Genomic DNA, 19,808 nt, shown 5'->3' with positions numbered 1-19,808 from the left:
AGGGTGGAACGCCGCCCGCCGGCGCGCCTGCTGCCGGAACTCCGGCTGCGACGCCCCAGGCCGGCGGCCTCCCGGCCCGGCCCGCGGCTCCTGCCGGTGCCGCAGCGCCGAGCACAGTCCCGGGCTCGGCGGCCGCAACGCCGCCACCCAACAGGGCGCAATTCGCTCCGCCGACGGTTACGCCTGCCTTCCAGGCCGCGCCGACAGTCGTCGCACCGCTGCCACCTCCGCCGCGTCCGCCGCAGCGTGACCTGACGCCGCTCGCGATCGGTGCGGGCGTCGTGGCCGGCGCCGTGATCGGTGCGACCATCGCCGACCTGCACAACCAGCGACGCGAGTCCATCGAAGGCGGCCGCACCGTCTACACCGAGCCGGATCGCATCATCATCCGCGATCCCGGCGGGCAGGCCTACGTCCGCGGCAACGATCTCTATCGCTTCCGCTATGGCGCCCGCGACATCCGCACCGACACCGTCGGCGGCGATACTCGCACCGTCGTGATCCGTCCCGACGGCAGCGAGATCATCACCGTGGTCGCTCCCGACGGTCGGTTGCTGCGGCGAATTCGCAGGGACCCCGGCGGGCGCGAGCTCATCATCATCGACAACAGCTACCGCGATCCGCAGTCGGTCGGCGGCTTCTATGTCGACGCGCCGCCGCCGGTCGTGAACATTCCCTACGATCGCTACATCGTCGACGCGGAGGAGGCGTCGCCGGACGTGATCTACCAGACCATGGAGGCACCGCCGGTGCAGCGGATCAATCGGCGCTACACGCTCGACGAGATCCGCTACAGCCCGAATATTCGCATGCAGATGCCGAGCATCGACGTCAACACGATCACCTTCGAGACGGGTTCGTGGACGATCCCACCGGATCAGGCGGCGAAGCTGCAAGTGATCGCCGACGGCCTCAACCGTGCGATCCAGGCCAACCCGCGCGTGGTGTTCCTGATCGAGGGACATACCGACGCGGTCGGCAACGAGGTCGACAATCTGTCGCTGTCGGACCGCCGCGCGCAGTCCGCGGCCGAATTGCTGACCCAGCAGTTCGGTGTGCCTGCGGAGAACCTGACGTCGCAGGGCTATGGCGAGCAGTACCTGAAGGAGCAGACGCAGGGGCCGAGCGCGATCAACCGGCGCGTCACCGTCCGCAACATCACGCCGCTGCTCAACGGCGGTCAGGCCTCGCTGCCGCCGCCCCCGCCCGGCACCGCGCCGCCGCGGTAACGGCACACACAAACGCAAAATGGCCGGGAGAAATCCCGGCCATTTTTGTTTTCGTTGTTGCGCGCGACGTTGCGGCACATCGCGCAATCGTAGGGTGGGCAAAGGCGCGCGAGCGCCGTGCCCACCACTATCTCGGACGTGGAAGGATGGTGGGCACGCTTCGCTTTGCCCACCCTACGGCTACGAAAATCTCAGCCCTTGTCGTTCTCCAGCCGGAAGATCTGCGAGCCTTCGCTGCCCGAAAGCAGGCCGGTGTCCGTATAGAGCTTCAGCTTGGTGCGCGTGTCGGCGATGTCGAGGTTGCGCATGGTGAGCTGACCGATGCGATCGGCCGGCGTGAACGCCGCGTCCTCGACCTTCTCCATGCTGAGCCGCTCCGGCGCATAGGTGAGGTTCGGGCTTTCCGTGTTCAAAATCGAATAATCGTTGCCGCGGCGCAGCTCGAGCGTCACCTCGCCGGTGACGGCGCGCGCGACCCAGCGCTGCGCGGTCTCGCGCAGCATCAGGGCCTGCGAATCGAACCAGCGGCCCTGATAGAGCAGGCGGCCGAGACGCATGCCGCTGATGCGGTACTGCTCGATGGTGTCCTCGTTGTGGATGCCGGTGACGAGTCGCTCGTAGGCGATGTGCAACAGCGCCATGCCGGGCGCCTCATAGATGCCGCGGCTTTTGGCCTCGATGATGCGGTTCTCGATCTGGTCGCTCATGCCGAGGCCGTGGCGGCCGCCGATCGCATTGGCTTCGAGGAACAGCGCGACGGGATCGGTGAAGGTCTGGCCGTTCAGCGCGGTGGGCTGGCCTTCCTCGAAACGCACCACGACCTTCTCGGCCTTGACGCTGCAGTCCTCGCGCCAGAACGGCACGCCCATGATCGGGTTGACGATCTTGATGCCGCTGTCGAGGCTCTCGAGATCCTTGGCTTCATGCGTGGCGCCGAGCAGATTGCTGTCGGTCGAATACGCCTTCTCGGCGCTCATCTTGTAGGCGAAGCCCTGGGCGGTCATGAACGCCGACATCTCGGCGCGGCCGCCGAGCTCGTCGATGAACTGCTGGTCGAGCCAGGGCTTGTAGATGCGCAGGCTCGGATTGGTGAGCAGGCCGTAGCGATAGAAGCGCTCGATGTCGTTGCCCTTGAAGGTCGAGCCGTCGCCCCAGATGTTGACGCCGTCCTCCTTCATCGCCGCGACCAGCATCGTGCCGGTGACGGCACGGCCGAGCGGCGTGGTGTTGAAATAGGTGATGCCGCCGGTCGAGATGTGGAAGGCGCCGGACTGGATCGCGGCGATGCCTTCGTGGACGAGCTGCGTGCGGCAATCGACCAGCACGGCCTTCTCGGCACCGAATTCCTGCGCCTTGCGCGGGATCTCGTTGTAGTCGGCTTCATCGGGCTGGCCGAGATTGGCGGTATAGGCGTAGCAGCGCGCGCCCTTCTGCTTCATCCAGAGCAGCGCCGCGCTGGTGTCGAGGCCGCCCGAAAACGCGATGCCGACTTTCTCGCCCTTGGGCAGGCTCTTCAGGATCGTGGTCATGGGGCTTCCAATCGGGTCTCAGGGGGCTGATGGCGGTTGCGGATTGACCGGGCGAATATCAAATTTCGCAGGGCTCGGCACGCATTTAATGGCTCAAACTGACGGCTCGGGGCCGGTCTTGCGGCCGAACAGGCGCTGGCGGAGCCGGTAGGCGGGCATGTTCAGCCGGGTCAGGGCGGCGTCGACCGCCTGGTCCGAAAACCGCGTCCGCGGCCAGCGGTAAATCATCGCGTAGGCGAACCAGATCACGACGAAGGTGACGAGGCCGGCGATCGACACGTCGGTGAAGAAGTGCCCGCCGAAGGCCATGCGGAGCCCGCTGGTCACAAGGCCGAAGACGACCGCGCCGGCATAGGCGAGCGGGCGCCACGCCGGCGGCGCCAGCGCAGCCGGCGCCAGCGTCCAGAACGCAGTCGCGCCCTCGCCCGAGAAGAACGAGCAGTTGCGCACGCAGCCGCCGCGCGGATCCCACCACGGCACGAACTGCTGGTCGCCGGCGAACTGCGTCACCACCACCGGGCGCGGCCGGCCCCAATAGGTCTTGAAGGTGAGGTTGGTGAGGATTCCGGCCGACAGGATGATCGTCACCAGCAGGAACACGATCGCGCGCCCCGACACCATCAGCGGCCGATCGGGCCGGATCATCTTGACCACAAGCGCCACCAGCGAGGGCAGCACGAACGCCCAGGCGATCCACATCGCCGCATCACGCGCAAAGCCCGCCCAGCCGTTCAGCTTGAGCGGAAACGTCTTCGTCTCGGGGTCGAAGAACAGCGACGCGAGCTTGAGATCGAGCTCGGGATAGAGGCCGAAAACGACACCGATCACGAGCCACAGCGCCAGGGCGATGAAAAGTCCAGTCCGGTTCATGCCGCGCGGTTTAGCGGAGTGGGGCGGGGATGAAAACCCTTTCACCGTCATTCCGGGGCGGCTCGCAGAGCTGAACCCGGAATCTCGAGATTCCCCGGTGCGCAATTGCGCACCTGAGGTCTGGTCCTTCGGACCATCCCGGAATGACAGCGCCAGTCACCGCGCATCGGGCCTCGACTGCGACGGCAGCGGCGGAGGCGGCTTGCGCGGGGGTGGCGGATTGCGCCAGGCGCCGGCGTTGCGGCCGGCGATCAGCCAGTAGACCACGCCGGCCACGATGCCGGCGCCGGTCATGATCTCGAGGTGACGCCGCACGATGCCCTCGAACTGCAGCGTGTCGGAGTGGAAGGGAACGAGGCCGAGGTAGCAGGCGAGCCCGACGAGGCCGCCGCCGACGGCATAGGCCAGTGCGCTGCGGATGTAGAGCGCTTCGGTGATCGCGACGATCACCGCTGCCGGCACCAGCGCAAAGCCGGAGACGAAGATGAAACCGAATCCGAGCAGGATGTCGATCGTACCTTCATCGACGGGACCTGCGCCGAGATCGGCGAATTCCGGAAACAGCAGCGCGACGACGACGATCATGCCGCCGACGAAGCAGGCGGCGAGAAAGCCCATGAAGATGACGACGAGGCGGCCGATCAGGGACATCTGATGGCCCTGTTGAGTGTCATCGTCATTCCGGAGCGGTGCGCAGCACCGAATCCGGAATCTCGAGATTCCGGGTTCGCGCTACGCGCGCCCCGGAATGACGGCTCATAAACGCAGATGGTCGGATCAAGCCCAGGCATGACGAGAGTGCACGAGGCACGCATCCTCAATCCGTCATCGCCATGGCGCGCAGCGTCTGGCGTTCGCGGGCCGAGAGCTTTTCGGTTTCCGACTTGAGCTGGCCGCAGGCGGCGAGGATGTCGCGGCCGCGCGGGGTTCGCACCGGCGAGGAATAGCCGGCGTTGAAGATGTATTCGGAGAACTTCTCGATCTGGTCCCAGTCCGAGCATTCATAGGCGGTGCCGGGCCAGGGATTGAACGGAATCAGGTTGATCTTGGCATGAATGCCCTTGAGCAGCTTCACCAGCAGCTTCGCATCGTCGAGCGAATCGTTGACGCCCTTGAGCATCACATATTCGAAGGTGATGCGGCGCGCGTTCGAGGCGCCGGGATAGTCACGGCAGGCCTGCAGCAGCTCCTTGATCGGATATTTGCGGTTGAGAGGCACCAGCTCGTTGCGCAGCTCGTCGCGCACGGCGTGCAGCGAGATCGCGAGCATCACGCCGATCTCCTCGCCCGCGCGCACGATATTCGGCACCACGCCCGAAGTCGACAGCGTGATGCGGCGGCGGGAGATGCCGATGCCTTCGTTGTCGCCGACGATGAGCAGCGCATCGCGCACCGCGTCGAAATTGTAGAGCGGCTCGCCCATGCCCATCATCACGATGTTGGTGACGCGGCGCGTGCCGTCCTCGCGATCGGCCCAATCATTGAGGCGATCGCGTGCGACCATCACCTGTCCCACGATCTCGCCGGCGGTGAGGTTGCGCACCAGGCGCTGCGTGCCGGTGTGGCAGAACGAGCAATTCAGGGTGCAGCCGACCTGCGAGGAGACGCAGAGCGTGCCGCGATCGGTCTCGGGGATGTAGACGCATTCGACTTCATGCGCCTTCTCGACATTGTCGCCGCTCGGCAGCCGCAGCAGCCATTTGCGGGTGCCGTCGTTGGAGATCTGCTCGGCCACGACTTCGGGCCGGTCGACGGTGAAATGTTGCGCGAGCTCGGCGCGAATGCCCTTCGAGATCGACGTCATCTCGTCGAAATTCTGAGCGCCGCGGAAATACATCCAGTGCCACAGCTGCTGCACGCGCATCTTGCGCTGCGCAGGCGCGACGCCGATCTCGCCGAGGCGATCGGCAAGCTCGTTGCGCGACAGGCCGATGAGCGACGGCTTGGCCGGCGGCACATAGGTTTCGAGTGGAGTCTTCTCCACCAGGATTGCGTTGTGCGGCTCGGTCGTCGGTTGCATGGAATGGACCTAATGGCTTGGTCGTTCCGGGATGGTCCGAAGGACCAGACCCGGAACCTCGAGATTCCGGGTTCGCGCTTCGCGCGCCCCGGAATGACGGAAAAACTTGGAACCGCCCCTATATAGCAACCGGAACCGCCGATTGCGACCTTATCGCCCGCAGCCTTAACGCCGGCAGTCCTGGGCGATCTTGTCGAGCGCCTGGGCGAGGCCCTTCAGCGAAAACGTGTCGGTCGTCTCCGTCCCCTTGGCCGAGATGCCCTTGACCACGAGATCGGCGGATTTGCGCATGGCTTCGACCATCCGCTCCTCCTCGGCCGCGTTCTTGATCCAGAGGCCGTCGCCCTGCGTGTACATGGCGAAGGCGGCGCCGCCGACCTCGACAGACGATTCCGATCCCGGCTTCAGCGCGTAGCCGATCATGACAGAGACTTCGTTGTTCACCTTCTCGGCCGGCCGGGTCGAGACGAAGGCATAGGCGGGATCACGCGGCCGATTCGGCGGATTGGTCTTCGACGACGACGGCTTGGCCAGCGCAAAGCAGACCTTCTTGCCGTTGGGCGTGGCCGAATAGGCGCCCCAGGTGCCGAACTGGCCGATCAAGGTGGGCTCCGCGCCGCCCGCAACCGCCGCAGCCGGGCCCGCCGGCTTGCTCTCGGGCTTTGCAGCCGTCTTTGCTGTCGTATTGGCCGCCGGCGCAGCCGCTTTCGGTGCGGCCTCTTTGGGTGCAGACTTGGGCGCCGGTTGCGCCGTCTGAGCCCGCGCGGAATCAGTGATTCCCCACGCCGTCACGCCGGCCGTCAAAGCCAAAAATAGCACCCGCCACATGCTGGAGTGGTTCCCTCAATATTGTGACTGGAAGATGGCCCGGCCGCGCTTTGTCCCCGCGGCAGGGATAACCGGGAAAGTTCAATTTGGGAAGGCAGTTAGCGGGTTGGCAACAGCTAGCCCCGGGATCGCGCGGCACGCTGGTCGGCCCATTGCGCGTCGGTCCAGCCAAGCAGGTCTTCGGCGCCGGAACTGCGCAAATGCGCGCCGCCGTCAATCACCACCATCTCGCCGTTGATATAGCCGGCGCGATCGGAGACCAGGAAGCTGGCGAGATCGGCAAGCTCGCTGTGGTCCCCGGTCCGGCCGAGCGGGTTGCGCGCCGTCCAGCCGTCGTCGCGGCCTTCGGGGCGGAGCTGCCCCGATGCGCCGGCGGTCGGGAACGGACCCGGCGCGATCGCGACGGTACGGATGCCCTTCGGACCCCACTCCACTGCAAGGCTTTTGGTCATCGCCAGCAGCGCCGACTTCGCCATCGCCGACGGCACGGTGAAGGCGCGGCCGGTGATGGTCGAGGTCGAGAGGATCGAGAGCACGACGCCGGCATGCCTGCCGTCGATCCAGCGTTTGCCGGCGGCGAGCGTGCAATACATCGCGCCATGCAGCGTCGGCGCCAGGATCGCATCCGCGGCGCGGAAGGACAGATGCTCGCTCTGGGCAATGAAGGTCGCCGCGGCATTGTTGACGAGAATGTCGAGCGGCGCCTCGCGCCAGATCGCGTCCATCATGCTCTCGACGGCGGCGCCGTCGCGGATATCGCAGGCGATCGTGGTGACCTTGCCGCCGCTCTGCGCGCGCATCTCGGCTGCAGTCGTTTCAAGCCGGTCGAACTTGCGGCCGCAGATCACGAGCTCGGCGCCGAGCGCGAGGAAACCTCGCCCCATCGCGGCGCCGAGGCCCGAGCCGCCACCGGTGACGAGAATGCGCTTGCCCCCGAGCAGACCCGTTTCAAACATCGTTTGAATCCTTCTCTTCCTTCTTGCTCCGCCATTGCGCGCGAAGCGATACAATCCAGACTATTTCCGCGGGACGGTTTCTGGATTGCTTCGCTGCGCTCGCAATGACGCAAGGATAGGCCTGCGCGCTCCCTTAGACAAAGAATCCGGATTGTAGGGCCGCGCTAAATCCGGCAGAAACGGGCCAACTATAATTCCACCTCGAAACGCCCAAGACTTCGCTTCTCAAGAAGGTGTCGCCATGAAAGCCATTCTCTGCACGCAATATTGCCAGCCCGACGATCTCGTGCTCGCCGAGGTGCCGGATCCGGTGGCAGGTCCCGGCGAGGCCGTGATCGCGATCAAGGCGGCGGCGCTGAACTTCTTCGACATCCTGATGATCCAGGGCAAGTACCAGATCAAGCCGCCGTTCCCGTTCTCGCCAGCCGCCGAAGTCGCGGGCGTGATCGAGAGCATCGGCCCTGGCGTGACCGACCTGAAGGTCGGCGATCGCGTGGTCGCCTCCTGCGGCCACAACGGCGCGCGCGAGAAGATCGCGCTGCCGGCGGCGTCGATCGTGAAGATCCCTGACAATCTCGACTATGACCGCGCGGCCGGCATCATCATCATCTACGGCACCGCGCTGCATGCGCTGGAAGATCGCGCCAGCCCCAAGCCCGGCGAGACGCTTGCCGTGCTCGGCGCGGCCGGCGGCACGGGCCTCGCCGCCTGCGAGCTCGGCAAGCTGATGGGCCTGAAGGTGATCGCCTGCGCCTCGTCGGACGAGAAGCTCGAATTCGCGAAAGCCCATGGTGCCGAGCTCACGCTGAACTACGGCAAGGAAGATTTGAAGGAAGGCCTGCGCAAGCTCACCGGCGGCAAGGGCGTCGACATCATCTTCGATCCGGTTGGCGGCGCCTATGCCGAGCAGGCACTGCGCTCGATCGCCTGGGAAGGCCGCTTCCTCGTGATCGGCTTTGCCGCCGGCGACATTCCGAAGATGCCGCTGAACCTCGCGCTACTGAAAGGCTGCGACATCCGCGGCGTGTTCTGGGGCGCCTGGACCCGGCTCAATCCCGCCAAGAACCGCGCCAATCTCGAGAAGCTCGTGAAGTGGACCGCGGAAGGCAAGATCTCATCGCACGTCGATCGCACCTTCCCGCTGGCACAGACCGCGGACGCGCTGAAGGTGCTCGCGGGACGCCAGGCCATGGGCAAGGTGATCTTGCATCCGTGACGGTGCAGGCGACGGCGCGACGCCGTCGCTACGCACACACCTGTCATCGCATGTGAATTTCACGAGGATTGTCCGCGGGCTTGCTCCGCCTCTCCCGCTTGCGGGAAAGGCCGACGCGCCCCGGGCGATGCGAAGCATCGTCCCGAGCGCGGCGGGTGAGGGCTCTCGCCACGCAGGGACGTTCTCCGCAATCCCTGGCAATCCCGACGCGGAGACACCCCACCCCAGCCCTCCCCCGCAAGCGGGAGAGGGAGCCCAGCGCCGATGCCGCCGCACGGTAGCGCCTTCGCAACCACCATCGCCAAAATTGCGGTGCACTCCGCCGCGCCGCCCGAATCAAACCTAAATTTTTCCCGATTCGCCCCAACCGTTGTCGCTTTTTGGGCTGATTCAAATTGCGATTTACCGGTTCCAGTCTGCAGGGCGCTCCTGGACAAAAACAAGAAAACTAAAACCGGCACTGCCCCGCGTTGTGTCAGTATTGGGGGAAGCATCACCATGGAGACGACGGCATTCCGTCCGTCCTGGGGGTCGAGAGCGCTCGACTCCGAACAAGCGGCATCACATACGTCCACCGCATCCTACATTCGTGCGCGCGCTGAACGGACCGATCCTTCATCGCACGATCCTATGCCACTGTTCTTGTCCGATCCGCTCAGCGCGCCGGATCCACGGGAATTCGCGCCATTGGCCGTGCGCACCAGGACCAGAATCGTCCGGCGCATTCTCGCTGCCGTCCTGGCCGCGTCGGTCATCGCGGTCCCGATCGCGCTGTTTTGGTCCGACATCAACCGGCTGCTCACCGTCAACGGCGCGTCGTGGATCGGCGCGGCCGCGAACGAGGCCGCGGCTCCCGCCAATCCGCCCGCCGCACGGCAGGGTCCGGTCGAGGATGCCGCGCGTGTGACCAACACGATGCTGGCGAGCGGAGACGCACAGGATATTGCCGCACCGGCGACGCCGAGCCGCGAGGCGATCGCAACCGCCTATCAGAGCGCGCTACAGGCTCAGGCACCCGCGCCCGTACCGACACAAGTCGCCGCACAGCCCGCGCCACCGCCGCCAGCCAAGAGCCTCGACGCCGACACGTTGGCCGGCTTGATGGCGCGCGCCAAGAGCCTGATGACCATCGGCGACATCGCCGCGGCGCGTCTGCTGCTCGAGCGCGCGGCGAATGCGCAGGATGCGACGGCGGCGTTCCTGCTGGCGCAGACCTACGATCCAGCCGTCCTGGGCACCAAGGACACGCGGAGCATCACCGCCGACGCCGGCGCCGCACGCGACTGGTACCAGCGGGCCGCCAGCCTCGGATCGGCAGAGGCGCGACGGCGGCTCACCCAGCTCTCGAACTAGAACTCTTCAGGGGACATCATGCGTAACGTTTTGGGAATGGCGCTTGCCGCCATCATGACCATCTGTGCCTTCGCAGCGCGCGCCGATCAGACCGAATACGATCCGGCCAAGGTCTCGGACAGTCTGAAGGCCATCTTCCAGTTCGGCTCGACCTCGACCAAGCAGGCGCTCAACGCCAACACCGTCACGCTGATAACAGGCACGATCGGCGGCACCTATGTGCAGTTCGGCGCCGACCTCGCCTCCGTGCTCGACGACGGCAACAAGATCCGCGTGCTGCCGATCGTCGGCCGCGGCTCGGTGCAGAGCGTCGCCGACATCCTGTTCCTGCAAGGCGTCGATCTCGGCGTCGTGCGGGCCGACACGCTCGACTATCTGGAGCGCAAGGGCTTTGCCAAGGACATCAAGAAGCAGTTCACGTATGTCACCAAGCTCTACAATGAAGAGATGCAGGTGATCGCGCCGCGGTCGATCGCAACGCTGAAGGACCTCGAGGGCAAGAAGGTCAGCGTCGACCTGCCCAATGGCGGCACCTTCGTCACCGCGCTCACCGTGTTCGAACGACTCGGGATCAAGGCGAACTTCGTCTATGTCGAGCAGCGCATCGCGATGGAAAAGCTGAAGGCCGGCGAGATCGACGCCGTGATCGTGGTCGGCGGCAAGCCGTACAAATCGGTCTCGACCTTCGGCAATGACGGCCGCTTCCATCTCGCGAAGGTCGACTATGCAAAGCCGCTCCAGAGCGACTATCTGCCGGCGACGCTGACCGCGAAGGACTATCCGAACCTGATCAAGGAGGGCGAGAGCGTGGACACGATCGCCGTGCCTGCGGTGCTCGCGGCCTACAACTGGGCGCCCAACACCGAGCGTTATCGCAAGCTCGCACTGTTCGTGGACGCGTTCTTCACGAAATTCCCCTCGCTCCAGAACCCACCCTTCCATCCCAAGTGGAAGGAGGTCTCGCTCGCCGCGCCCCTGTCAGGCTGGAGCAGGCTGCCGGTGGCGCAGCAATGGCTCGACAAGCACGGCGTCGAGCCGGTGACGCGCCAGCGCTTCGAGGCATTCCTGAAGCAGAGCCCCGCGGCCGCACAGGTGTCCGACGCGGACAAGGAGACCTTGTTCAAGCAATTCCAGGCGTGGGATGCGGAGAAGGCGCGGGCGCAGGCGGAGAAGAAGTAGCTCTCTCGGCGTCGTCCTGGCGAAAGCCAGGACGACACGGAGGATGTGGCGACGAGGCGTTGCCAGCAACTACTCTCCTGCCTCCACCTCGTCCACGCCCCGCTTCAGCGCGGCGCGGGCGGCTTCGCGGTGCTCCGTCGTGATGTGGCTGGCGACCATGCGGATGGCGGTGGCGAGCACGGCGGCGTCGTCGGTGAAGCCGAGGATCGGCATCACGTCGGGGACGAAATCGAACGGCAGGATGAAATAGGCGATCGCCCCCAGCAGCGACGCCTGGACATGGCGCGGCGTCTGCCGGTCGAACGCGCAGTAGTAGGCGGCGAGCAGGTCTTCGGCGAACGGCAGATGCGCGGCGACGCGCTTCAGCTTGCGCCAGAAGCGGCGGCGAACGCTTTCACGATCTTCCGCGAGCCGATCGGCCGGCTCGAAGCCGACGCTGTGTTCGGCAGCCATGCTCCAAAACTCCCCGTTCAGCCCGGAGCGGCGGATCGCCGCATCCCCTGCTGATCACAATCACAAGATGGGGATGCAGCCGGTCGCTGCAAGACGTCAGCCCGGTGTAAGCTTGGCGATGGCGTTCATCGCCCTGGCGAGCTCGATGTCGAGCGCTGTGACGCCGCCGGCGTCATGGGTCGACAGCACCACCTCCACGGTCTTGTAGACATTGCGCCATTCGGGGTGATGATCCATCTTCTCGGCAACCAGCGCTGCACGGGTCATGAAGCCGAAGGCTTCGTTGAAATCCTTGAAGACAAAGGTTTTCCCGATGGCGTCGCGGCCCGAAACCTCGGTCCAGTCAGGGATTCCGCCCAGCGCCTGCTTGCGCGCCTCCGTCGTCAGCCGTTCTGCCATGATCGTCTCCGTGCTTCAGGGGAACTTTACCCTAACACCGTGCTTACGCCCGGGTTCACGCGGGATATGCCCCATCCGCTAACCATGACGGAGATGTAACCCCGCCGGACAAGAAATTTGCTACAATTGCGGGCGTAAATCGCCGGCGAAGATGAAACTGAGCCTCAAGCGCCTGTTCGGGAGATCGATGACCGGGGGATTGGACCTGGCCGAAACGCCCTCTCCGCCTTCGCCGCGATCAGCGGCGCGGAAGACGGCGCTCGTGTCTCTGGCGCTGGTGCTCGCAATCGTCGGCGCGCTTGCCGGCGGCTATTATTTCGCGATGCGGCCGGTGGCGCTGAAGATCGCGGTCGGTCCCCCCAATAGCGACGACATCAAGGTCGTGCAGGCGCTGACGCAGGCCTTCTCGCAAAACAAGAGCTATGTGCGGCTACGTCCGATCCAGACCGACGGCGCCACGGCCAGCGCCGAAGCGCTTGCGGAGGGCAAGGTCGATCTTGCCATCGTACGCGGCGATGTCGACGTGCCGAAGAACGCGCAAGCGGTCGCGACCCTGCGCAAGAACGTCGTGGTGCTGTGGTCCGTCCCCGGCAAGGGCAAGAAGAAGGGTGCCAAGATCACCAAGATCGCGCAGCTCGCCGGCCATCGCGTCGGCGTGGTCGGCCGCACGCAGGCCAACGTCAACCTGCTCAAGGTGATCCTCCAGCAATACGGCGTCGATCCCGCCAAGGTCGAGATCATACAATTCCCGGCCAATGAGGCCGCCGAGGCAATCAAGGCCCAGAAGGCCGATGCCTATCTCGCGGCCGGCCCCGTCAACAGCAAGATCACGTCGGATGCGATCGCCGCCTCCACCAAGGATTTCGGCGCGCCGACTTTCCTCGCGATCGATTCGGCGGATGCGATCGCGCAGAATCATCCGGTCTATGAAGCGGCGGAGATTCCCGCCGGCACCTATGGCGGCTCGCCTGACCGACCGGAGGACGAGGTCAAGACCATCAGCTTCGCGCACCACATCGTGGCGCGCAAAGGCGTGTCCGAAACCACCATCGCGGCGTTCACGCGCCAGCTCTTCGCCGTGCGCCAGCAACTGGTGACGGAATTCCCGCTCGCCGCCAAGATCGAAACGCCCGACACCGACAAGGATGCCGTGATCCCCGTGCATCCCGGTGCCGCGGCCTTCGTCGACGGCGAGGAAAAGACCTTCCTCGACAGATACAGCGATTACATCTGGTGGACCCTGATGGCGCTCTCCGCCATGGGTTCGATCGGCGCGTGGTTTGCGGGCTATCTGAAGAAGGACGAGCGCGACAACAACAGCCATCTGCGCGATCGCCTGCTCGACATGATCGCGGCGGCGCGCAAGAGCGAGACCATGGACGAGCTCGACCAGATGCAGACCGAGGCCGACGAGATCCTGCGTGACACGCTGCGCTGCTACGACCACGGGGCGATCGAGGAAGGTGCGCTCACCGCGTTCAACATCGTGCTCGACCAGTTCCACGCCGCGATTGCCGACCGCAAGGCCGTGCTGTTCAGCATGCCGCAAAACCCGCCGCGCGCCGGCGCGCAATTCCGGGCCGCCGGCAACGCGTAAACGGTTGCGCGCGTAATCGCTGCGTCACATTGTCTCAATATAGCTTCGCTGTCATTCCGGGGCGATGCGTCAGCATCGAACCCGGAATCTCGAGATTCCGGGTCCGGTCCTTCGGACCGTCCCGGAATGACGGCGCAAGATACGCGCAAGACAGCCAACCAGCGAATCCACCATGAACATCAAATTCTCCCGCCGCCGTTTCCTCGCCACCAGCACCGGTGCGCTTGGCGCAATCGCAATGCCCTATCTGTCGCGCGCGGCCGACCGGCCGGCGGTCACCCATGGCGTGCAGTCGGGCGACGTCACCGTCGACGGCGGCGTGGTCTGGGCGCGCGCCGATCGTCCATCGCAGATGCTGGTCGAGGTGGCGACGACGGAGTCCTTCAAGGACGCGCGCGCGCTGCCGCCGATCGCGGCGCTGCCCGAAAGCGACTTCACCGCGAAGATGCTGATCGAAAATCTTCCGGGCGGGCAGGACATCTTCTATCGCGTCCGCTTCCGCGATCTCTCGCACGGCGCGATCGAGGGCGAGCCGGTGGTGGGCCGCTTCCGCACCGCGCCGGCCGACCGCCGCGACGTCAGCTTCGTCTGGGGCGGCGACGTCGCAGGTCAAGGCTGGGGCATCAATCCCGATGACGGCGGCATGTTCACCTTCTCCGCGATGCGCAAGCATCGTCCGGATTTCTTCCTGCACTCGGGCGACACGATCTACGCCGACGGCCCGATCGAATCCGAGGTGAAGCTCGCCGACGGCAAGACCTGGAAGAACGTCACCATTCCCGAGAAGGCCAAGGTCGCCGAGACGCTGGACGAGTACCGCGCCGCGCACAAATACAATCTCACCGACGCGAACCTCCGCGCCTTCAATGCCGAAGTGCCGATCTTCGTGCAATGGGATGACCACGAGGTGACCAACAACTGGTCGCTGTCAAAGGAGCTCCCGGCGACCTACAAGGTGCGCGACATCGCGCTGCTCGCAGCGCGCGCGGGCCGCGCCTTCCACGAGATGTATCCGATGCGCGAGAGCATCAATGAGCCGGGCCGCGTCTATCGGCAGATCTCCTACGGCCCGCATCTCGACGTGTTCGTGCTCGACGAGCGCAGCTATCGCGGCCCCAACGGCGCCAATCTCGAAACCGCATACGGCCCCGCCAGCTATTTCCTCGGCCCGGACCAGATCGCCTGGCTCAAGCGCGGCCTCCTCAACTCGCGTGCGACCTGGAAGGTGATCGCCTCCGACATGCCGCTCAGCCTCGTCGTCTCGGACACGCCGAAGGGCGGATCGGAAGCGATCGCTCAGGGCGACGGCCCGGTGCGTGGCCGCGAGTTCGAGATCGCCGACATCCTGCGCTTCATCAAGACGGCGCCGATCAGCAACACGGTGTGGCTGACCGCGGACGTGCATTACGCCGCCGCGCATTACTACGACCCGAACAAGGCGCAATTCCAGGATTTCGAGCCGTTCTGGGAATTCGTCTCCGGCCCGCTGCACGCAGGCACCTTCGGTCCGAACGCGCTCGACAACACGTTTGGGCCGGAGGTGCGCTTCGTCAAGGCGCCGGGCAAGGACAGCCAGAACCTGCCGCCGTCGGCCGGCATGCAGTTCTTCGGTCACGTCAAGATCGACGGCGCCTCCGGCCAGATGACGGTGACCCTGCGCGACCGCGCCGACGTCGCGCTGTGGTCGACGACGCTGGATCCGAAGCTCGCTTGAGCCGCTTCAGCCAGAGCGGAGCGTCATGAGCCGCGCGACCGTAGCGCGGCCTCGAGCGCATCGCTCGAGCACGGCTTTTGCAAACGCGGCCGGTTGACGAAATCCGAAGCGATCCGTGTCTCGGCGCCATAGCCGGTGACGAAGACGAAGGGAATCTTCAGGGCCGCCAGCCGCTCGGCGACGGCAAAGCTGTTCTCGCGGCTGAGCTCGACGTCGAGCAGCGCGAAGTCGGGCGCGCGCGCCGCGATCGCGGCTAGCGCCTGCGCCACCGAACCCACGGTGCGCACGCTTCTCACGCCAAATCCCAGCAGGCGGTCCTCGAAGTCGATCGCGATGATCGGATCGTCCTCGACGATCAGGACATCGGCGGGGACGTCGGACGAGCCGTCCGGGGAAGCAGGTATCATGATCCTGGCTATTGAGGGCTGCATGTTCTTACCGATCAAGGACAGCCGCATTCCGACGCCTGCGCCCAGCGCATCGGAGGGTTCCCGGAACGAAACTCACCACAGAACAGTTTTGACGTCTGTCCACTTGTGCACACGGCCAGCGATCGAGACTCGCTCGTGCTGAAAGGAGAGCAGGGATTTACGATGGACGCGCGTATCGGGAAGGTTACGGAGGTCGGCAGCCGGCCGGCCAACAATCTGCTGCGACGCTTGAGTCCGGCCGACTATGCGCTGCTCGCGCCACACGTCATCGTTGACGATGCCGCGGCCAACGAGCTGCTCTACAGTCCCGGCGACGATGTCCAGGTCGTGCACTTTCCGTGCGGGCCGTCGCTTGCGACCTTTCTCGTTCCCAACGAAGACGGCCGCGACGTCGAGACCATCCTGGTCGGCCGCGAAGGCGCGGTCGGCGGCATCGTCAGCGAGGGATTTCTGCCGGCCTACACCCGCATCTGCGTGAAATTCGGCGGGCCGTTTGCGCGCATCCACGTCGGCAAATTGGAGGCGGCCAAGCTGCGCTCGCCCACGCTGCGCAACATCTTCGTCCGCTATGCCGACTGCATGCTGGCGCAGATCTTCCAGTCCACCGCCTGCAACGCCATCCACTCGATCGAGCAGCGCACGGCGAAATGGATCCTGGCGGCGATGGAGCGGACCGGCGACGAGAGCAGCGTGCCGCTGACGCATGAGCAGCTTGCGACGCTGCTCGGGGTGGGGCGCAGCTATGCGAGCCGCGTGCTCCAGTCGTTCAGGGCCGACGGCATCCTCGACACGCGGCGCGGCTCGATCCTGGTCCGCGACCGCGACCGCCTGCGCCTGCGCGCCTGCCTCTGCAACGAGGCGGTGAAGAACCATTTCGAGGAAGTGCTGCGCGGCGTCTACCCGACGGAGGAGGCGAGCAGCACGGGCTGACCCTCTCCGGCGCGCTCCCGATCCCCCTGACCTCCCGCTCCATGCAGAGCAATCGCATGTGGATTTCACGAGGATTGTCCGCGGGCTTGCTTCGCCTCTCCCGCTTGCGGGAGAGGCCGACGCGCCCCGGGGCGATGCGAAGCATCGTCCCGAGCGCGGCGGGTGAGGGCTCTCACCACGCAGGGACGTCCTCCGCAATCCCAGGCAATCCCGCCGCGGAGACACCCCACCCCAGCCCTCCCCCGCAAGCGGGAGAGGGAGCCGAGCGCCGGTGCCGCCGCATCGTGCACACCACATGCGATAGCCCTGCGCTCCATGAAAGGATGCCGACGTGCGACACCGCACGTCCGCCGTGCTATACCCGCTCCGCATGAGCGGGGCATTCCTTCACACTGTCTTCGATGTTGCGGCGTGGCTGGCGGCGGGGGCGGCGGTTTACTGGCTGTCGCGACAAGGCTTGCGGTTTCCGGCGCAATCCTTCGAGCTTCCCTACATCGCCGCGCTGGTGTTCGGCGCCGGCCTTGCCGCCTATCTGTTCGGGTCCGCCAATCTGTGGCTGTCGGGCGAAAGCGGCATTGCGCGCTCGGTCGAGGGCGCGCTTGCCGGCGGCATCGTGGCGGTCGAGCTCTACAAATGGACCGCCGGCATCGCCCTGCGCACGGGCGCGCGGTTTGCGCTGCCGCTGGCCCTCGGTATCGCGATCGGACGGCTCGGCTGCTATTTCGCGGGCCTCGACGATTTCACCTACGGCACGCCGACGGCATTGCCCTGGGGCCATGATTTCGGCGACGGCATTCTCCGCCATCCCGTGCAGCTCTACGAGAGCGCCGCGATGGGCATGTTCGCGCTGCTCTATGTGCTGGCGGTCTTGAACCGGAACGCATTCGCGATCACCAATGGTTTCTACCTGGTTCTGCTCTACTATGGAGCGCAGCGCTTCCTGTGGGAATTCCTCAAGCCCTATGGCACGCTGATCGGCCCCCTCACGCTGTTTCACCTGCTGTCGCTGTTCATCCTCCTCTACGCCGCAATCATGCTGGCGACGGCGCCCAAAGCGAGACCTGTGCATGAACGCGCCGTTGCGTAAGTCGCGTCCCTACATCTTCTGGGGCCAGACCCAGTCCCTCTGCGAGACCTGCCTGAAGCTGGTGCCGACCAAGATCCAGATCCTCGACAACGAGGTCTGGTACGAAAAGCGGTGCAAGGAGCATGGCGTTCAGTCGACGCTCGTGTCCACCGACGCGGCCTATTGGCGTTTGTGCAAGGATTTCATCAAGCCTGGCGACCGCCCGCTGCAATTCCAGCACCGCACCGAATTCGGCTGCCCCTATGATTGCGGCCTCTGCCCGGATCACGAGCAGCATTCCTGCCTCGCGCTGATCGAGATCACCGAGCACTGCAATCTCACCTGCCCGGTCTGCTTCGCCGAATCCGCGCCGGCGCGAACCAAATTCACCCCGCTCGCGACCGTGGAGAAGATGCTCGACGCGCTGGTTGCCAGCGAGGGCGAGCCCGACCTCGTGCAGATTTCCGGCGGCGAGCCGACATTGCACCCGGACTTCTTCGCGATCCTGGACGCCGTGCGCGCCCGCCCGATCCGCCATGTCATGATCAACACCAACGGCCTGCGCATTGCCCGCGAAAAGGATTTCGTGGCGCGGCTCGCCGAGAACAAGCGCGGGCTGGAGGTCTATCTCCAGTTCGATTCGCTGCAACGCGATCCATTGATCAATCTGCGCGGCGCGGACCTGCGCAAGATCCGCCAGCAGGCGCTGGAGAATCTCGAGCATTTCGGCGTGTCGACCACGCTGGTGGCGACCATCAAGCGCGGCGTCAACGATGCCGAAATCGGCGACATCGTGCGTCACGCGCTGACCTGGAAATGCGTGCGCGGCGTCACGCTCCAGCCGGTGCAGGATGCCGGCCGCAACGAGAACTTCGACAAGAATACCGACCGCATCATGCTGTCGGAGATTCGCAACCGCGTGGTCGAGACCGGCGTGTTCGGCGACAAGGACATGATCCCGCTGCCCTGCAACCCCGAAAGCATCTCGATCGGCTACGGCCTGCGCAAAGGCGAGAAGGTGCTGCCGCTGACCTCGCTGATCCCGCAGGAACAGCTGGTTGCGGTGATGCCCAACACCATCAGCCCGGAAAAATATCCGATGCTGCGGGAAAAATTTGTCGATCTGTTCTCACTGTCGTCGGGGCCGATCAACACCTCCGAGCGCGTTTGCGAGCTCTTGTGCTGCCTGCCGAGCTTCGAGGTGCCGGAAGGACTTTCTTACGAGAACGTGTTCCGCGTCACCATCGTGCAGTTTCTCGACCGCTTCAATTTCTGCGTCGGCAACGTCAAGCGGTCCTGCATCCATTTCGTCACGGAGCAGGGCGCGATCATTCCGTTCGACACCTACAATCTGTTCTATCGCAACGGAAAGATCGACGGCATCCGCGCTGCACTGGCTGGCGAGACGTATCGCGAGGCACGCCAAAGCGAGGAGGTGCCGCGATGAGCGACACCGGCACGCCTCCTCCGACTCCGACGCCGCAAGGGGACGCGCCTCCGATGGCGCCGCCACGGCGCGACGGGCGCCTGACCGCTTTCATGGTGATCGCCGGCGTGGTGCTGCTTTTCCCCGGCCTGTGCTTCCTGGCATTCGGCGGCCAAGGTGCCCCCTTTGTCCTGATTGGATTGGTCCTGGTCGGATTTGCGATCTTCCTGTTCATCCGCGCGGCGAGCCCGCCCAAGCCCTGACAAGAGTGTCGCCTCCTCATGAGCAACATCGCCCCCCCGCCCCCGCCTCCTCCGGCCGCCCCGCCGCAGCGCGGCGGCTGCCTGACCGCGCTCATGGCGATCTCCGGGGTCATCCTGCTGCTTCCGGGTCTCTGCGCACTCCTGTTCGGCGGAATCTCCATATCCGAGGGGGGCAAGATCGATTCCGACATCGCCCCGCTGGTCTTCCTGGGGCTGGTCGTCGGCATCGGGGGCGTCGTCCTGATCTGGGCGGCGATCAAGGGGCGAAAGGCCCCCGCTCATCCCGGAACCCAGCCCTAAGCCCCGGGAATTCCCGGACAAAATTCAGTCAACCAACCGGCAAAGAACA

The 19,808-nt window shown here is 65.3% G+C and carries 20 protein-coding genes; 11 read left to right on the top strand and 9 right to left on the bottom strand.

The window, feature by feature from the left end:
• Positions 1-1,229: OmpA family protein (locus tag WN73_RS29630; protein WP_271555781.1), on the top strand; the 1,229-nt coding region annotated here is incomplete at its 5' end.
• A gap of 191 nt (positions 1,230-1,420) precedes the next feature.
• On the opposite strand, the gene argG is transcribed toward WN73_RS29630, so the two are convergent.
• The 6 genes from argG to WN73_RS29600 all read right to left on the bottom strand — a co-directional run bounded on the left by argG (position 1,421) and on the right by WN73_RS29600 (position 7,432).
• Positions 1,421-2,758, bottom strand: a complete 1,338-nt coding sequence (gene argG, locus WN73_RS29625) for an argininosuccinate synthase (protein ID WP_028174919.1) — start codon at positions 2,756-2,758, stop codon at positions 1,421-1,423.
• A gap of 93 nt (positions 2,759-2,851) precedes the next feature.
• Positions 2,852-3,628 (bottom strand): phosphatase PAP2 family protein, encoded by a 777-nt coding sequence (locus tag WN73_RS29620; protein WP_028174920.1) that lies wholly within the window; start codon positions 3,626-3,628, stop codon positions 2,852-2,854.
• Between the two features lie 156 nt (positions 3,629-3,784).
• Positions 3,785-4,279 (bottom strand): hypothetical protein, encoded by a 495-nt coding sequence (locus WN73_RS29615; protein ID WP_028174921.1) that lies wholly within the window; start codon positions 4,277-4,279, stop codon positions 3,785-3,787.
• A gap of 166 nt (positions 4,280-4,445) precedes the next feature.
• Positions 4,446-5,648, bottom strand: coding sequence for a 23S rRNA (adenine(2503)-C(2))-methyltransferase RlmN (gene rlmN / locus WN73_RS29610; RefSeq protein ID WP_011083356.1), 1,203 nt, complete (start codon positions 5,646-5,648; stop codon positions 4,446-4,448).
• 165 nt (positions 5,649-5,813) lie between these two features.
• On the bottom strand, positions 5,814-6,476 hold the full coding sequence (locus WN73_RS29605; protein ID WP_011083357.1) for an invasion associated locus B family protein: 663 nt from the start codon (positions 6,474-6,476) through the stop codon (positions 5,814-5,816).
• A 116-nt stretch (positions 6,477-6,592) separates the two neighbouring features.
• On the bottom strand, positions 6,593-7,432 hold the full coding sequence (locus WN73_RS29600) for an SDR family oxidoreductase (protein WP_028174922.1): 840 nt from the start codon (positions 7,430-7,432) through the stop codon (positions 6,593-6,595).
• Positions 7,433-7,673: 241 nt separating this feature from the next.
• Here WN73_RS29600 and WN73_RS29595 point away from each other — a divergent pair, with 241 nt between their 5' ends.
• From WN73_RS29595 to WN73_RS29585, 3 genes are all read left to right on the top strand, one after another.
• The gene (locus WN73_RS29595) at positions 7,674-8,648 is read left to right on the top strand and encodes an NADPH:quinone oxidoreductase family protein (RefSeq protein ID WP_028174923.1); all 975 of its coding nucleotides are present in this window, start codon (positions 7,674-7,676) and stop codon (positions 8,646-8,648) included.
• A gap of 630 nt (positions 8,649-9,278) precedes the next feature.
• Entirely contained in the window at positions 9,279-10,001 is a 723-nt protein-coding gene (locus tag WN73_RS29590) for a hypothetical protein (RefSeq protein ID WP_231166609.1), read from the top strand.
• An 18-nt stretch (positions 10,002-10,019) separates the two neighbouring features.
• Positions 10,020-11,180 (top strand): TAXI family TRAP transporter solute-binding subunit, encoded by a 1,161-nt coding sequence (locus WN73_RS29585; protein ID WP_011083361.1) that lies wholly within the window; start codon positions 10,020-10,022, stop codon positions 11,178-11,180.
• Between the two features lie 69 nt (positions 11,181-11,249).
• On the opposite strand, the gene WN73_RS29580 is transcribed toward WN73_RS29585, so the two are convergent.
• Positions 11,250-11,633: a YkvA family protein gene (locus tag WN73_RS29580; protein ID WP_028174925.1), complete on the bottom strand. Its 384-nt coding sequence runs from the start codon at positions 11,631-11,633 to the stop codon at positions 11,250-11,252.
• Between the two features lie 96 nt (positions 11,634-11,729).
• Positions 11,730-12,032, bottom strand: coding sequence for a 4a-hydroxytetrahydrobiopterin dehydratase (locus WN73_RS29575; protein WP_011083363.1), 303 nt, complete (start codon positions 12,030-12,032; stop codon positions 11,730-11,732).
• Positions 12,033-12,183: 151 nt separating this feature from the next.
• Here WN73_RS29575 and WN73_RS29570 point away from each other — a divergent pair, with 151 nt between their 5' ends.
• Together WN73_RS29570 and WN73_RS29565 are read left to right on the top strand one after the other, a co-directional pair.
• Positions 12,184-13,629: a TAXI family TRAP transporter solute-binding subunit gene (locus tag WN73_RS29570; RefSeq protein ID WP_028174926.1), complete on the top strand. Its 1,446-nt coding sequence runs from the start codon at positions 12,184-12,186 to the stop codon at positions 13,627-13,629.
• 172 nt (positions 13,630-13,801) lie between these two features.
• The gene (locus WN73_RS29565; protein WP_028174927.1) at positions 13,802-15,343 is read left to right on the top strand and encodes an alkaline phosphatase D family protein; all 1,542 of its coding nucleotides are present in this window, start codon (positions 13,802-13,804) and stop codon (positions 15,341-15,343) included.
• Between the two features lie 23 nt (positions 15,344-15,366).
• On the opposite strand, the gene WN73_RS29560 is transcribed toward WN73_RS29565, so the two are convergent.
• Positions 15,367-15,750 (bottom strand): response regulator, encoded by a 384-nt coding sequence (locus WN73_RS29560; RefSeq protein ID WP_028174928.1) that lies wholly within the window; start codon positions 15,748-15,750, stop codon positions 15,367-15,369.
• Between the two features lie 186 nt (positions 15,751-15,936).
• Here WN73_RS29560 and WN73_RS29555 point away from each other — a divergent pair, with 186 nt between their 5' ends.
• The 5 genes from WN73_RS29555 (at position 15,937) to WN73_RS29535 (ending at position 19,759) form a co-directional block, all read left to right on the top strand.
• Entirely contained in the window at positions 15,937-16,704 is a 768-nt protein-coding gene (locus WN73_RS29555; protein WP_271555773.1) for a Crp/Fnr family transcriptional regulator, read from the top strand.
• Between the two features lie 370 nt (positions 16,705-17,074).
• A complete protein-coding gene (locus WN73_RS29550; protein WP_028174930.1) occupies positions 17,075-17,791 on the top strand; it encodes a prolipoprotein diacylglyceryl transferase in 717 nt (238 codons plus the stop codon).
• Entirely contained in the window at positions 17,772-19,217 is a 1,446-nt protein-coding gene (locus tag WN73_RS29545) for a radical SAM protein (RefSeq protein WP_028174931.1), read from the top strand. Before WN73_RS29550 ends, WN73_RS29545 begins: the two co-directional genes overlap by 20 nt.
• Positions 19,214-19,459, top strand: a complete 246-nt coding sequence (locus WN73_RS29540) for a hypothetical protein (RefSeq protein WP_028174932.1) — start codon at positions 19,214-19,216, stop codon at positions 19,457-19,459. The genes WN73_RS29545 and WN73_RS29540 overlap by 4 nt, the downstream gene beginning before the upstream one ends.
• A gap of 18 nt (positions 19,460-19,477) precedes the next feature.
• Complete coding sequence (locus WN73_RS29535) at positions 19,478-19,759, top strand: hypothetical protein (protein WP_011083370.1); 282 nt, start codon at positions 19,478-19,480, stop codon at positions 19,757-19,759.
• Positions 19,760-19,808: the final 49 nt, after the last annotated feature.

The organism is Bradyrhizobium sp. CCBAU 45394 (assembly GCF_028128655.1).
Lineage (GTDB): Bacteria > Pseudomonadota > Alphaproteobacteria > Rhizobiales > Xanthobacteraceae > Bradyrhizobium > Bradyrhizobium diazoefficiens.
The sequence above is the reverse complement of the archived record's forward strand: the minus strand, read 5'-3'. Positions and strand labels throughout refer to the sequence as shown.

Coding starts and splice junctions, on each gene's coding strand:
- WN73_RS29580 (WP_028174925.1), bottom strand. CDS start 11,633: ATGGCTGCCGAACACAGCGTCGGCTTCGAGCCGGCCGATCGGCTCGCG.
- WN73_RS29615 (WP_028174921.1), bottom strand. CDS start 4,279: ATGTCCCTGATCGGCCGCCTCGTCGTCATCTTCATGGGCTTTCTCGCC.
- WN73_RS29575 (WP_011083363.1), bottom strand. CDS start 12,032: ATGGCAGAACGGCTGACGACGGAGGCGCGCAAGCAGGCGCTGGGCGGA.
- WN73_RS29540 (WP_028174932.1), top strand. CDS start 19,214: ATGAGCGACACCGGCACGCCTCCTCCGACTCCGACGCCGCAAGGGGAC.
- WN73_RS29620 (WP_028174920.1), bottom strand. CDS start 3,628: ATGAACCGGACTGGACTTTTCATCGCCCTGGCGCTGTGGCTCGTGATC.
- WN73_RS29600 (WP_028174922.1), bottom strand. CDS start 7,432: ATGTTTGAAACGGGTCTGCTCGGGGGCAAGCGCATTCTCGTCACCGGT.
- WN73_RS29605 (WP_011083357.1), bottom strand. CDS start 6,476: ATGTGGCGGGTGCTATTTTTGGCTTTGACGGCCGGCGTGACGGCGTGG.
- rlmN (WP_011083356.1), bottom strand. CDS start 5,648: ATGCAACCGACGACCGAGCCGCACAACGCAATCCTGGTGGAGAAGACT.
- WN73_RS29585 (WP_011083361.1), top strand. CDS start 10,020: ATGCGTAACGTTTTGGGAATGGCGCTTGCCGCCATCATGACCATCTGT.
- WN73_RS29545 (WP_028174931.1), top strand. CDS start 17,772: ATGAACGCGCCGTTGCGTAAGTCGCGTCCCTACATCTTCTGGGGCCAG.
- WN73_RS29555 (WP_271555773.1), top strand. CDS start 15,937: ATGGACGCGCGTATCGGGAAGGTTACGGAGGTCGGCAGCCGGCCGGCC.
- WN73_RS29595 (WP_028174923.1), top strand. CDS start 7,674: ATGAAAGCCATTCTCTGCACGCAATATTGCCAGCCCGACGATCTCGTG.
- WN73_RS29550 (WP_028174930.1), top strand. CDS start 17,075: ATGAGCGGGGCATTCCTTCACACTGTCTTCGATGTTGCGGCGTGGCTG.
- WN73_RS29570 (WP_028174926.1), top strand. CDS start 12,184: ATGAAACTGAGCCTCAAGCGCCTGTTCGGGAGATCGATGACCGGGGGA.
- argG (WP_028174919.1), bottom strand. CDS start 2,758: ATGACCACGATCCTGAAGAGCCTGCCCAAGGGCGAGAAAGTCGGCATC.
- WN73_RS29535 (WP_011083370.1), top strand. CDS start 19,478: ATGAGCAACATCGCCCCCCCGCCCCCGCCTCCTCCGGCCGCCCCGCCG.
- WN73_RS29560 (WP_028174928.1), bottom strand. CDS start 15,750: ATGATACCTGCTTCCCCGGACGGCTCGTCCGACGTCCCCGCCGATGTC.
- WN73_RS29565 (WP_028174927.1), top strand. CDS start 13,802: ATGAACATCAAATTCTCCCGCCGCCGTTTCCTCGCCACCAGCACCGGT.
- WN73_RS29590 (WP_231166609.1), top strand. CDS start 9,279: ATGCCACTGTTCTTGTCCGATCCGCTCAGCGCGCCGGATCCACGGGAA.